We start from the raw sequence: 12889 nt of genomic DNA, 5'->3' as shown, positions 1-12889 counted from the left end.
ACACTCATTCAAAAAGCAAACCAGGAGACAGGCGATGCATGATGGGTTGGTGAAAAAAATCGAAGCGCATCCGAAGTATGCGCAGCTCAAGCGACGGCGCAACACGCTCGGTATCTGCCTGACCGTGCTGATGCTGATCGTGTACTACGGCTACATCGCACTGATCGCATTCGACAAGTCGTTCCTCGCGAAGCCGGTGAGCACCGGCGTGACGAGCGTCGGCGTACCGGTCGGCATGGCGGTGATCGTGTTCACCGTCGTCATCACCGGCATCTACGTGCGCCGCGCGAACAACGAATACGATCAACTGACGCAGGACATCCTGCAGGACGTCGCCCAATGAAGAAGACACTTTCGATGGCGCTGGTCGCGCTGCTGGCCGTGGGCGTGTGCGGCGTGGCCGTCGCGGGCGGCGGCGATGTCGGGCAGACCGCCAAGCAGGCCACCAACACCACGGCCATCGTCCTGTTCGCACTGTTCGTGGCCGGGACGTTGTGGATCACCAAGTGGGCGGCGTCGCGCACGCGTTCCGCGGCGGATTTCTACACGGCCGGCGGCGGCATTACCGGGTTCCAGAACGGCCTCGCGATCTCGGGCGACTACATGTCGGCGGCATCCTTCCTCGGCATTTCCGCGGCGGTGATGACGTCGGGCTACGACGGCCTGATCTACTCGATCGGCTTCCTGGTCGGCTGGCCGATCATCACGTTCCTGATGGCCGAGCGGCTGCGCAACCTCGGCAAGTTCACCTTCGCCGACGTCGCGGGCTATCGCTTCGAGCAGGGGCCGATTCGCAGCTTCGCCGCGATCGGCACGCTGGTCGTGGTGGCGTTCTACCTGATCGCGCAGATGGTGGGCGCGGGGCAGCTCATCAAGCTGCTGTTCGGTCTCGACTACTGGGTGGCGGTCGTCATCGTCGGCGCGCTGATGATGGTCTACGTGCTGTTCGGCGGCATGACGGCCACCACCTGGGTGCAGATCATCAAGGCGTGCATGCTGCTCGCGGGCGTGACCTTCATGGCGATCATGGTGCTCGCGCAATACGGCTTCAGCCCGGAAGCGCTGTTCGCCCATGCCGTGGAAGTCAAGACCGCGATCGCCGCGAATGCCGGCAAGGCGCCGGACGACGCGACGCGGATCGGGCTGTCGGTGATGTCGCCGGGCGGGTTCATCAAGGATCCGATCTCGGCCATCTCGTTCGGCATGGCGCTGATGTTCGGCACCGCCGGCCTGCCGCACATCCTGATGCGCTTCTTCACGGTGCCGGATGCGAAGGAAGCGCGGAAATCCGTGTTCTGGGCCACCACGTGGATCGGCTACTTCTACGTGCTGATCTTCATCATCGGTTTCGGTGCGATCACGCTGGTACTGACCAATCCGGAACTGGCCGACGTGGCCAAGGGCGTGATCAAGGGCGGCGCGGGCACGGCCAACATGGCCGCGGTGCTGGTGGCCAAGACGGTGGGCGGCGACGTGTTCTACGGCTTCATCTCGGCCGTGGCGTTCGCGACGATCCTGGCGGTGGTGGCCGGGCTCACGCTGTCGGGCGCGTCCGCGGTGTCGCACGATCTCTACGCGACCGTCTTCAAGAACGGCAAGGCCAACAGTGCCGACGAGCTGAAGGTGTCGCGCATCACGACGCTGGTGCTCGGCGTGATCGCCGTGCTGCTGGGCATCGCGTTCGAGAAGCAGAACGTCGCGTTCATGGTGTCGCTGGCGTTTGCCGTGGCGGCATCGGCCAATTTCCCGGTGCTGTTCCTGTCGATGATGTGGAAGGGCTGCACCACGCGCGGCGCGGTCATCGGCGGCTTCCTCGGGCTGGTCTCGTCGGTGGGGCTGACGATCGTGTCGCCGTCGGTGTGGGAGGCGACGCTCGGTTATCCGAAGGGTTCGGCGTGGTTCCCGTACACGTCGCCCGCGTTGTTCTCGATGACCATCGGCTTCGTCGGCGTGTGGCTGTTCTCGGTGCTCGACACGAGCCTGCGCGCGAAGGCGGAGAAGGGCGCGTTCGCCGCGCAGCAGGTGCGTTCGGAAACGGGGCTGGGGGCGACGCGCGCCAGCAGCCACTGACCGGTCGTTGGTCGCTCACGCCCGCTCCGGGGCCCACGATGCAGTTCATCGCATCGCGGGCCCCGGAGCGGGCGGTATCGTTTTCATCGGTCCGTCGAATGACGGCCCGACAATAAAAAATCGCGAATTCGCCTGAATTAGCCGATAATGCGCAAACGTTTTACGAAAGCCCGATTGCGGCTAATTCGTGGATTAAATAAATAAAAATAAAATATCCGAACCTGGAATTTCCGGGCCGCGCAGGATCGCCGATCGAAGCCTTGTGGCAGGAGGTTAACGGCAGATCCCGGCAAATCTTTAGGGCGCTTTCGTCACAATTATTCATTTCATTTTTATCAATGAATGAATGATTTTCGGTCATCGGAGCGTCATACACCATCCCCGATAATTCGGCGCTCACATTCTTTCAATAGACCAAACGGCGATCGAAGCCGGATCGCTGCGGGGAGCTGTACTCATGACCATCCGTCATCGCATTACGCTGCTAGTCGTCCTGACGTTCTTCGCGCTGTCCGCGATCGGCATCTATGCCGTGTACCAGACCCGCAAGAGCGCGTCCGAGGTACGCCAGGTCACCCAGGGAATCGTGCCGAGCGCGCTCGCGTCCGCGGATCTCGTCGCCGATGTGAAGAACATCCAGATCGCGACGATGACGCTCGTCTATGCGCCCGACGCGAACACCGCCGCGCAGGCGCGCGACGAGCTGAAGGCGAAGCAGGGCGCGCTGCGCGCCGCGCTCGACGTGCAGGCGAAGTCGGCGGTCGGCCAGGCGCAGGTCGGGCTCGTCTCGCAGGCGAAGGAGAGCGCCACGAACTATTTCGCGGCAATCGACGACACCGTGAAGATGAAGGCCGACGGCAAGCCCGAGATGGCGCAGGCGTACCTGTTCGCGAACGTCGCGCAGTATCGCGACGAACTCGAAAGCATCGTCGACACGCTGCGCGTCGAGAAGAACCGCCAGAAGGACGACGCGATCAGCGCGCTGAACGGGATGCTGTCGACCACGGCGACCGCGATCGCGGGCGTCGCCGGCACGGTGATCGTGTTGCTGACCGCGCTGGGCCTGCTGCTGTATCGCCAGATCACGCGCCCGCTGATCGGGATGCAGACGGCGATGAGCGAGATCGCGACGAGCCAGGATTTCACGCGCCGCGTGCCGGTGGGCCGGATGGACGAAATCGGCCATTCGATCGTCGCGTTCAACGGGATGATCGAGAAGATCCAGGAGAACTCGGCGCAGCTCAAGCAGAAGACGGCCGACATCCAGGCGATGCTGCAGAACATGCAGCAGGGGATCCTGACCGTCGTCGAAGGCGGCGTCGTGCATGCGGAGTATTCGGCGTACCTCGAAACCATCTTCGAGACGAGCGACATCGCGGGCCGCGACCTGATGGCGCTCGTGTTCGACGACTCGAACATCGGTTCCGACGCGCGCTCGCAGGTCGATGCGGCCGTGCACGCATGCCTCGGCGAAGACAGCATGAACTTCGCGTTCAACGAGCACCTGCTCGTGAACGAAGTCGCGAAGCGGATGCCGGACGGCCGCGACAAGTGGCTCGACCTGAGCTGGTCGGCGATCACCAACGAGACCGACACGGTCGTGCGCCTGATGCTGTGCGTGCGCGACGTGACCGAGATTCGCGAGCTGACCGCGCAGGCCGGCGAGCAGCAGCGCCGCCTCGAAATGATCGGCGAGATTCTGTCGATCAGCCAGGACAAGTTCCACGACTTCGTGCACAGCGCGAAGGGCTTCCTCAGCGAGAACGAGCGGATGATCCGCCAGCACGAGCGCGCCGATCACTCGATCGTCGCGGCGCTGTTCCGCAACATGCACACGATCAAGGGCAATGCGCGCACGTACAGCCTCCAGCACCTGACCAACATCGTCCACGAGGCGGAGCAGGCGTACGACTCGCTGCGCCGCGCGGACGGCGGCCCGGAGTGGAACCGCGACGCGCTGATGGACGACCTGGCCCGCGTGCGCGACGCGGTCGAGCACTACGCGACGATCAACGCGGTCACGCTCGGCCGCAGCGGCGAAGCGGTGCAGGGCGCCGACTTCCTGATGGTCGAACGCGCGCACATCAGCGAGAGCCTGCGCGTGCTCGACGGTGCCGATCCGGCGAACGCGTCCGACTGGCACTCGGCGCGCGACGCCGTGCGCCGCATGCTGAGCCAGCTCGGCACGCAGGGTATCGGCGATGCGCTCGGCGGCGTGATCGAGTCGCTGCCGTCGCTCGCGGCCGAACTCGGCAAGCCGGCGCCGGTCGTGCATATCGACAGCCACGGCAACCGCGTGCGCAGCGAAATCGCCGCGACGCTGAAGAACGTGTTCATGCACCTGCTGCGCAATTCGATGGACCACGGGATCGAATCGTCCGACGAGCGGCGCGCGGCCGGCAAGGCGGCGTCCGGCACGATCGACATCGCGGTCGGCGTGGGCGGCGGCGAGCTGTGGTTCGTGCTGAGCGACGACGGCCGCGGCCTCGCGCTCGACCGGATTCGCGGCATCGCGCGCGAGCGCGGCTGGATCGATGCCGGCCACGACGCGGCGCTGTCCGACGACGAGGTGGCCGAGCTGATCTTCCGGCCGGGTTTCTCGACCGCGAGCACGGTGACCGAAGTGTCGGGGCGCGGCGTCGGCATGGACGCGGTGCGCAACTTCCTGAAGCGCGACGGCGGCGACATCGCGCTGCGCTTCACCGACGATCGCGTCGGCGCGCCGTATCGCGCGTTCGAGACGATCGTGTCGCTGCCGGCCCGCTTCGCGGCGGACGGTGCCGCCCAGGGCGTCGTGCACGAACGTGCGCGCAGCGCGGACATCGGTGCGACGGAGTGACGGCGTGATCGGGCAGGCGTGGATGATCCAGATGGCCGCCGCACTGGCGGGCGGTGTCGTCGTCGCCATTGTGGCGGCGGTGGTGTTTCGCGTGACGCGCACGCGGCTCGTCGCGGCGCACGAGCGCGATGCGGCGCAGTTGCGCGGCGCGCTCGACGCAGCCGACGCGCGCGTCGCCGACGTCGCGTCGGCGCATGCGGCGGCGGCCGACGCATGGGCGCAGCGCGAGGCGCAGCTCGAGGATGCGCTGGCGCGCGAGACGTCCGCCGCCGGCTCGCAGCGCGACGCCGTGCAGGCGCTGTCGGCCGATCGCGCGGCGCTCGCGCAGCACGCGATGAAGATCGCCGACGAAGCCGCGCGCCTGCGCGGGCTCGCCGGCACGTTCGAGCGCTGGCACGAGCAGATGATCTCGCTGACCACGCAGAACCAGGACATGCGCGCGAAGAACCAGGAGCTGTCGGCGATCGTCGCGCACGTGTCGATCGTGTCGCTGAACGCGTCGATCGAGGCCGCGCGCGCCGGCGCGGCCGGGCGCGGCTTCTCGATCGTCGCGAGCGAGGTGCGCGGGCTGGCCGCGCGCTCGCAGCAATTGTCGAACAGCTATCGCGACAGCCTGAACCGCAACGATCTCGTGACGGCCGCGACGTTCCAGGACATCCAGGCCGGCGGCAAGATGATCACGGCCGCGCTCGCGACCGTCGAGACGCTGGCCGGGCAACTGCACGCGCGGATCGAAGGAGGCGCGGCGTGATCAGCGCGCAGGCGAAAGCCGGCTTCGAACGGATCTTTTTCGATGCGGCGCGCACGCGGCTCGCATCCGGCGGCGCGTGCGACATCCGGCCGGCTGCCGGCCACGCACATGATGGGCAGGACCACGCGCCCGCGAGGTCGCGCACGAAGCCGAAGGTGCCCGAGCATGTCGCGGTGCTGACGATCTCGGCGCTGCATTTCCGCCTGCTGCTCGCGCTGCGATTCAGCGACGACGACGCGACGCGCCGCCGTTTCGCCGGCGCGTCGGCGGGCACGAGCGGCCAGCGGCCGTTGCCCGAAGCGTTCATGGAAGTCGCGAACCTGTGCTGCGGCGCGATCAACCAGGCGCTGACCGTGCCGTTTCCCGACCTGGGGATGTCGACGCCTTACCTGCTGAGCGGATCGAGCATCGACTACCTGCCCGCGCTGGCGCCGAATCACGTGGCCGCCTACGACCTGACGCTCGACGGCGACGTGCGGGTCGGCGCGACGTTGTGCGTGTGCGCGAACGCGCCGGTCGATTTCCATGTGCCGGAGACGGCCACGGTGGATACCGGCGGCGAGCTCGAACTGTTCTGACCGACCCTGACCGACCATGAGGAAACCTTGAGATGGCCCTGGACAAACCCGTCAGCAAGGTGCTCGTACTCGACGACAGTCGCGCGCACGCCGACGCGATCAAGCGTTTCTGCGACGAGCACAACCTGGTCGGCCTGACCGTGCGGCGCAACCGGCTGCTGAAGGTGCTGCGCTCGAACATCGACCTCGGCGCGATCCTGCTGGCCGAGGATTACGGCGGTTCGCCGGCCGAGAGCGCGATCATCGCGACGCAGATCGATGCGCTGCGCCCCGAATTGCCGATCATCCTGCGCCGCGAATCGCTCGCGTCGCGCGACGGGTTGCCGGAGGCGCTCGCGCGCGTCGCGTGCGCGGCCTACGTCGCGGACGACATGACGCCGCTCAAGCGCGCGATCGACGAATACCTGTTCGGCCGCGACTACCCGAACGCACTCGTGCGCGGCATCTCGGAGATCACGGAAGCCCGCATCGACAGCCTGTTCCCGGGCATGACGATCGAGCACGAAACGCCGTGCATCGTGCGCGACCAGATCATCTTCGGCGAAGTGTTCAGCCTGATCGCGCTCGAAAGCGCATGGTGCCGCGGCTACATGCTGCTGCAGACGAGCGAGCAGCCGCTGCTCGACATGCTCGGCGGCACGCGCGAGGCCGGCCGCGCGCCGGATTTCCGCGACGTGAACAGCGTGCTCGGCGAGCTGACCAACCTCGTGTGGGGCGCGTTCAAGAACCGCTATCTCGGCGACGCCGAGGCGCTGGCGCGCCATCCGGTGCAGGTGCCGCTCGTCGTCAATCACAAGCAGAAGTTCATCTCGTTCGGCGGCGATTGCCCGCAGCTCTGCTTCAAGTACCGGATGACCGACCCGGCATCGGGGCGCTCCGTCTGCCTCGACCAGCGCTTCGTGTTCAGCCTCAGCTGGTCGCCGGAGGATTTCCGCGAATCGGTGCAGGACGTGGGGCCGATGGTCGAATCGGGTGAACTCGAACTGTTTTGAAGACTGAAGTCAGCAACAAGGAAAGGAAGGGGAATACGACATGGCAAAGATTCTGGTGGTCGACGATTCGGGCACGGTGCGCGACGAAGTCGCGGGCTTCCTGCGCAATCACGGGCTCGACGTCGCGACGGCCGTCGACGGCAAGGACGGGCTCGCGAAGCTCAAGGCAACGCCCGGCGTGCGCCTCGTGATCAGCGACGTGAACATGCCGAACATGGACGGCCTGACGATGGTCGAGAAGATCCGCGGCGAGCTGGCGAACGCGACGGTCAACGTCGTGATGCTGACGACCGAAAGCAGCCCGGCGATGAAGGAGCGCGGCAAGGCCGCCGGCGTGAAGGGTTGGATCGTGAAGCCGTTCAAGGGCGAAGCGGTGCTCGACGCGCTGAAGAAGCTCGCGGGCTGACGCCCGTCGGGGGGGGCGGCGCACCCGCGCCCGCCCGCGCGTTCAGCGTTGCGGTTCGGGTTGCGCGGCCGCCGCGTCGCCGGTGGCGGCCGGCACGCGTGGTGCGGGCGTCTGCCATTGCACGACGATCATCCCAGCGAAGATCAGCGCGACGCCCGCGATGCGGCCGGGGGTCGCAAGCCGCTGCGCGAGCCCCATCAGCCCGTAGTGGTCGATCAGCAGCGACGCGAGCATTTGCCCGGCGACGACGCAGACGATGAAGGTCGTCGCGCCGAGCCGCGGCGTCAGGATCAGCGCGAGCGTGATGTAGATCACGCCCGCGAGGCCGCCGAGCCACATCCACAGCGGGCGCTGCAGCGCGTCGCCGACGAGCGGCGCGTTCGCACGCGTCGCCAGCAGCACGGGCAGCACCGCGAGCAGGCTCACCGTCAGCGACGCGACGCTCGCCCACAGCGGGTGGCCGAGCGCGCGCCCGAGCGCAGCATTGCTGCCGCCTTGCAGCGGCACGAGCGCACCGGCGACGAAAGCCGCGACGGCGAGCGGAAGGGTGGCGAAGGACAGGGAAGTCGTCATCTTGGTCGGTCGTGAAAGGATGTTGAAATGATTGTTGTCCATTAAGATCACGAATGGAAATTCGTTCTTCGGATGCTTCATATTCCTTTCATGAATAATCTGGCCCGCATCGACCTGAACCTGCTCGTGACGCTGCATGTGTTGCTGAGCGAAAAACACATCTCGCGTGCCGCCGTCCGGCTGCACCGCAGCCAGCCGGCCGTGAGCCATGCGCTCGCGCGGCTGCGCGACATCTTCGGCGATCCGTTGCTCGTGCGGCGCGCGGGCCGGCTCGAACTCACCGCACGTGCGAACGAACTGGTCGAGCCGCTGAACGACGTCCTTGGCCGGCTCGGCGCGCTGATCGAGCCGCCGGCGTTCGATCCGTCCGCGGCCACGCGCGTGTTTCGCATCGCGATGTCCGACTACGGCGCGCGGATCGTGCTGCCTTCGCTCGTGAAGACGTTGCGCGCCGACGCGCCGGGCATCGAGCTGATCGTGTCGCAGGCCACCCGCGAGGCGATGCGGATGCAGCTGATGGACGGCGAGGTCGATCTCGCGCTCGGCGTGTTGCCCGCGATGCAGCGCGACCTGCACGCGCAACCGCTGTTCGTCGAGTCGTTCGCGTGCGTGGCCGATGCAAGCCGCCTGCCGCGCCGCGGCGAACTCGCGCTCGATGCGTGGCTCGCGCGGCCGCATGCGCTCGTCGCGATGCGCGACGGGATGGACAACGAGGTCGATCGCGCGCTGGCGCGGCTGCGGCGCGAGCGGCACATCGCGGTGATCCTGCCGTTCTGGGGTGTGGCGAACGACCTGATCGCCGACACCGACCTCGTGCTGACCGTCGCGCGGCGCAACCTCGACCGCGTGCGCGACGATGCGCGGCTGCGCGTGTTCGAGCCGCCGTTCCCGATCGATTCGTTCGAGTTCGCGCAGCACTGGCACGCGCGCCGGCACGGCGACGCCGCGCACATCTGGCTGCGGCAGACGATCGCGCGCGTCGCGAGCGGCGGGTAGCCGCGCGGCGTGGCCGGCGCGACGCGCGCGCAATTTACAGCGCGCCGCGATCTCCGTATCCTGCCGGATGCCGAGGGCGGCGTGCCTGCGCGACCTGCGCGACCTGCGCGGCACGCACGGCATCCACAACAATCAGGAACGGGACACCTTCCCATGACAATCAAGATCGATCGGGCGGCGCTCGTGCGCGGCGCATGCGTAACGCTGATGGCCGCGCTGGCAGGCGGATGCGCGAACACCACCGGGCAGCCGAATGCCCAACAGGCTGCCGTCAGCAGCGGTTCGTCATACACGTGCAACGCCACGCAGGCCGACGGGCTGGTGACGGCCGGGAAGGGCGTCAACGGGTGCTATTTCGTGCTGCACGATCCCGCGACGAAGCAGCCGCTGCCGAACACGCGCTATGCGTTCGCGCTGTACACGAGCGCGGCCCAGGACAACCGGGAACTCGAAGTCGAAGGATCGACCGACGCACAAGGGCGCACGGCCTACATGCGCTCCGCTGCGCCGATCGATGCGGCTCGCATGGTGCTCGTCCGCACGATCGGCGACGGCCCGACGGGGCGCATCCCGGTGCTGGTCCGGCCGCAGGACGGCAAGCGCATTCCGTTCGCGACGTACAGGATCACCGGCTGCAACGGCCCGTACGAAGGTGTGACCGACGAAACGGGGCGCGGGGTGATGTACCGCTGCAAGACGAAGTCGAAGATCGACGTGTCGTTCCAGCAGTCGCGACCTTGAGATGAGCGCAATGGTGTCCGGATCCGGTCGCACCGACGCGCAGCAGACGGAAACGCTGATCGCGAAGGGCGTCGTCTTTACCATCGTCGGTACGTGCCTGCTGATCGGCGCTGCCCTGTACGCGCAGTCGACGCGCGAATTCCTGCGGACGTCGGTCGTCGTGCCGGGGCGGGTCATCAAGCTGAACGCGGGCCCGCACCATCCGGAGATCGCGTTCACGACGCTCGCGGGCGAGCACGTCGAATATCCGCAAGGCGGCGAGGTCAGCGTGGAGGAGGGCGCGACGGTCGAGGTGCGCTACGCACCCGATGCGCCCCATATGACGGCGCGGATGAATACGTTCGGTGCGATCTGGGGGGGCGTACTGACCTTCGGCGGAATGGGCGCCGTCTTTTTCCTCGTCGGCGCCAGTCAACTGCGCTCGGGCGTGCGCGCGTGGCGCGGCGGGCGCAAGCGGACGTGACCGAGTGAGCCTGCTGCACCCCGACTGGACGTCGCACGGAATGTGGAGGAGCATTTCATCATCACGGTGCCGTGAACGTGCACGCATCATCGCCGCGCGTTCGCGCCGCATCGAATCCTGCCGAACCCCATCGAGCGGAACATCATGAAATCCGATCAAGACACTGCCGAGCCGATCCTGTTGCGCGACGCGCACGACGGCGTCGTCACGCTGCGGCTGAACCGTCCGCAGCAATTCAATGCACTGTCCGAAGCGATGCTGGCGAGCCTGCACGATGCGTTCGAGTCGCTGGCGGCCGATCCGCACGTGCGCTGCGTCGTGCTGGCCGCGGAAGGCAAGGCGTTCTGCGCGGGCCACGACCTGCGGCAGATGCGCAGCCAGCCCGAACTCGATTACTACCGCACGCTGTTCGCCCAGTGCAGCCGCGTGATGCTCGCGATGCGCGCGTTACCGGTGCCGGTGATCGCGCGCGTGCACGGCATCGCGACGGCCGCCGGCTGCCAGCTCGTCGCCGCGTGCGACCTGGCGATCGCGGCCGATACCGCGCGCTTCGCGGTATCGGGCATCAACGTCGGGCTGTTCTGTTCGACGCCGGCTGTCGCATTGAGCCGCAACGTCACGGCGAAGCGCGCATTCGACATGCTCGTGACCGGGCGCTTCGTCGATGCGGCAACGGCCGCCGCGTGGGGCCTCGTCAACGAGGCCGTGCCCGAGGATGCGCTCGACGCGGCCGTTGCACGCAAGGTCGCGGAGATCGTCGCGAAGAGCCCGGCCGCGGTGCGGGTCGGCAAGCAGATGTTCTATCGCCAGCGCGAGTTGCCGCTCGACGAAGCCTATGCGTATGCGGGCGACGTGATGGCGCGCAACATGATGGAAGAGGATGCCGGCGAAGGGATCGACGCGTTCCTCGAGAAGCGCAAGCCGACGTGGCGTTCGTAGTGCGTTATTAGCGGAGTGCGGCGAGCGACGCGGAAGGGCCGTCACCCACGCCATTCGCTCGCACGGAAAAGCAAACGGGCCGCCCGAGGCGACCCGCAACCGAAGCGCACGTCAGGCGACGCAACAGCGCGTGCGCCGCCGCATCCAAGCCGGTCAGCGCCCGTAGCTCCCGGTCCGCAGCGTCGGCTGTTCGCTCGACGCACCCGGCGGCACGATCACGACCGGCACACGGCGCGCGAGCGCGCACATCAGCTCGTAGCCGATCGTGCCGCTGGCTTCCGCCACGTCATCCACCTTCACCTGATCGCCCCACAGCTCGACAGGCGACCCGATGCCCGCGTTCGGGCACGGCGTCAGGTCGACGGTCAGCATGTCCATCGACACGCGGCCGACGACGCGCGTCATCACGCCGTCCACCGCGATCGGCGTGCCGGTCGGTGCGTGGCGCGGATAGCCGTCCGCATAGCCGCACGCGACGACGCCGATCCGCATCGGCCGGTCGGCCGTGAAGCGGCGGCCGTAGCCGACGGTCTCTTCCGGCGACAGCGTCTGCACACCGATGATCTTGCTCGTCAGCGTCATCGCGGCCATCAGCGGCGTGTCGGCGATACCCCGCGCCGCACCCGTCGGCGACGCACCGTACAGGATCGTGCCGGGCCGCACCCAGTCGCGGTGCGCGCGCGGATGCCACAGCACGGCGGCCGAATTCGACGTCGAGCGCTCGCCCGGAATCCCCGCGGTGGTCGCATCGAACTGGTCGAGCTGCCAGTCCACTTCGCCTTCGTCGGCGTTCGCGAAATGCATCATCAGCGTGATCTTGCCGATCGACGGCGCGCTCGCCGCGCGCTCCCACGCGGCCCGGAAAACGGCGGGGCGATAGCCGAGCCGGTTCATCCCGGAGTTCATCTTGAGCTGGATGTCGATCGGCAGCTGCGGCTTCGCCGCGATCAGCAGGTCGAGCTGCTCGTCGCAGTGCACGGCCACCGTCAGGCGGTGGCGATCGGCCAGCTCGACGTCGGCCGGCTCGAAGATCCCTTCGAGCAGCAGCACGGGCTTGTCCCAGCCGAGTTCGCGCACGCGCACGGCTTCGTCGAGATCGAGCAGCGCGATGCCGTCGGCGGCGGCCAGGCCCGGGTAGATCCGCTCGATGCCGTGACCGTACGCATTGGCCTTGACCACGGCCCACACGCGCGATTGCGCGGCGGTGCGGCGGATGAAGTCGAGGTTGTGGCGGACGGCGTCGGGGCGGATATGGGCGACGATGGGACGGGGCATGGCGATGTCTCGGATCGGATGTCGTTCGGCGCGCGCGGCGGCGCGGGTTCGGCGGCCTGGCGCGACAACGCGCCGGGCCAGTGTTGAACGCTATCTTATTGGTGTTCGACCAGTTTTAATTAACGTTTTTGTCGATGATTTGGTGGAAATTTTGGTGTCGAACCAGGCCGCGTTGCGGCTGCCGGCGGGCCGTGCAGCCGAGTCTCCCGTCTAGAAAACCGGTGCGCGAACAGCACGACGCAATGCTAAGCTCTCGGCGATCTTGT

At 67.3% G+C, this 12889-nt stretch carries 13 protein-coding genes; 11 read left to right on the top strand and 2 right to left on the bottom strand.

All coding sequences use genetic code 11. The annotated features are described in order from the left end of the window. Nucleotides 1-34: 34 nt before the first annotated feature. From CFB45_RS24610 to CFB45_RS24575, 7 genes are all read left to right on the top strand, one after another. On the top strand, nt 35-343 hold the full coding sequence (locus CFB45_RS24610; RefSeq protein WP_043179330.1) for a DUF485 domain-containing protein: 309 nt from the start codon (nt 35-37) through the stop codon (nt 341-343). Further along, complete coding sequence (locus tag CFB45_RS24605; protein WP_089427792.1) at nt 340-2070, top strand: cation acetate symporter; 1731 nt, start codon at nt 340-342, stop codon at nt 2068-2070. Before CFB45_RS24610 ends, CFB45_RS24605 begins: the two co-directional genes overlap by 4 nt. 457 nt (nt 2071-2527) lie before the next feature. Then, on the top strand, nt 2528-4909 hold the full coding sequence (locus CFB45_RS24595) for an MCP four helix bundle domain-containing protein (RefSeq protein WP_089427790.1): 2382 nt from the start codon (nt 2528-2530) through the stop codon (nt 4907-4909). A 22-nt stretch (nt 4910-4931) separates the two neighbouring features. Continuing rightward, a complete protein-coding gene (locus tag CFB45_RS24590) occupies nt 4932-5660 on the top strand; it encodes a methyl-accepting chemotaxis protein (RefSeq protein ID WP_089429131.1) in 729 nt (242 codons plus the stop codon). Next, nucleotides 5657-6238, top strand: coding sequence for a hypothetical protein (locus CFB45_RS24585; protein WP_089427789.1), 582 nt, complete (start codon nt 5657-5659; stop codon nt 6236-6238). The genes CFB45_RS24590 and CFB45_RS24585 overlap by 4 nt, the downstream gene beginning before the upstream one ends. Before the next feature lie 32 nt (nt 6239-6270). Further along, a complete protein-coding gene (locus CFB45_RS24580; RefSeq protein ID WP_089427788.1) occupies nt 6271-7230 on the top strand; it encodes a chemotaxis protein CheX in 960 nt (319 codons plus the stop codon). Between the two features lie 40 nt (nt 7231-7270). Beyond that, the gene (locus CFB45_RS24575) at nt 7271-7636 is read left to right on the top strand and encodes a response regulator (protein WP_089427787.1); all 366 of its coding nucleotides are present in this window, start codon (nt 7271-7273) and stop codon (nt 7634-7636) included. A gap of 42 nt (nt 7637-7678) precedes the next feature. Here CFB45_RS24575 and CFB45_RS24570 read toward each other — a convergent pair whose 3' ends face one another. Continuing rightward, the gene (locus tag CFB45_RS24570) at nt 7679-8209 is read right to left on the bottom strand and encodes a DMT family transporter (RefSeq protein ID WP_089429130.1); all 531 of its coding nucleotides are present in this window, start codon (nt 8207-8209) and stop codon (nt 7679-7681) included. A 90-nt stretch (nt 8210-8299) separates the two neighbouring features. Between CFB45_RS24570 and CFB45_RS24565 the strand changes: the two genes are divergently transcribed. From CFB45_RS24565 to CFB45_RS24550, 4 genes are all read left to right on the top strand, one after another. Continuing rightward, a complete protein-coding gene (locus CFB45_RS24565; RefSeq protein ID WP_089427786.1) occupies nt 8300-9205 on the top strand; it encodes a LysR family transcriptional regulator in 906 nt (301 codons plus the stop codon). 153 nt (nt 9206-9358) lie between these two features. Beyond that, nucleotides 9359-9946 (top strand): hypothetical protein, encoded by a 588-nt coding sequence (locus CFB45_RS24560; RefSeq protein WP_089427785.1) that lies wholly within the window; start codon nt 9359-9361, stop codon nt 9944-9946. Nucleotides 9947-9956: 10 nt separating this feature from the next. Continuing rightward, the gene (locus CFB45_RS24555; protein ID WP_089429129.1) at nt 9957-10409 is read left to right on the top strand and encodes a DUF3592 domain-containing protein; all 453 of its coding nucleotides are present in this window, start codon (nt 9957-9959) and stop codon (nt 10407-10409) included. Nucleotides 10410-10553: 144 nt separating this feature from the next. Continuing rightward, nucleotides 10554-11348: an enoyl-CoA hydratase gene (locus CFB45_RS24550; RefSeq protein ID WP_089427784.1), complete on the top strand. Its 795-nt coding sequence runs from the start codon at nt 10554-10556 to the stop codon at nt 11346-11348. A 153-nt stretch (nt 11349-11501) separates the two neighbouring features. Here the strand turns inward: CFB45_RS24550 and alr are convergent, their stop codons facing one another. Beyond that, complete coding sequence (alr, locus tag CFB45_RS24545; RefSeq protein ID WP_089427783.1) at nt 11502-12623, bottom strand: alanine racemase; 1122 nt, start codon at nt 12621-12623, stop codon at nt 11502-11504. Between the last annotated feature and the right edge of the window lie 266 nt (nt 12624-12889).

Origin of the sequence: Burkholderia sp. HI2500, from assembly GCF_002223055.1 — a bacterium.
Lineage (GTDB): Bacteria > Pseudomonadota > Gammaproteobacteria > Burkholderiales > Burkholderiaceae > Burkholderia.
The sequence above is the reverse complement of the archived record's forward strand: the minus strand, read 5'-3'. Positions and strand labels throughout refer to the sequence as shown.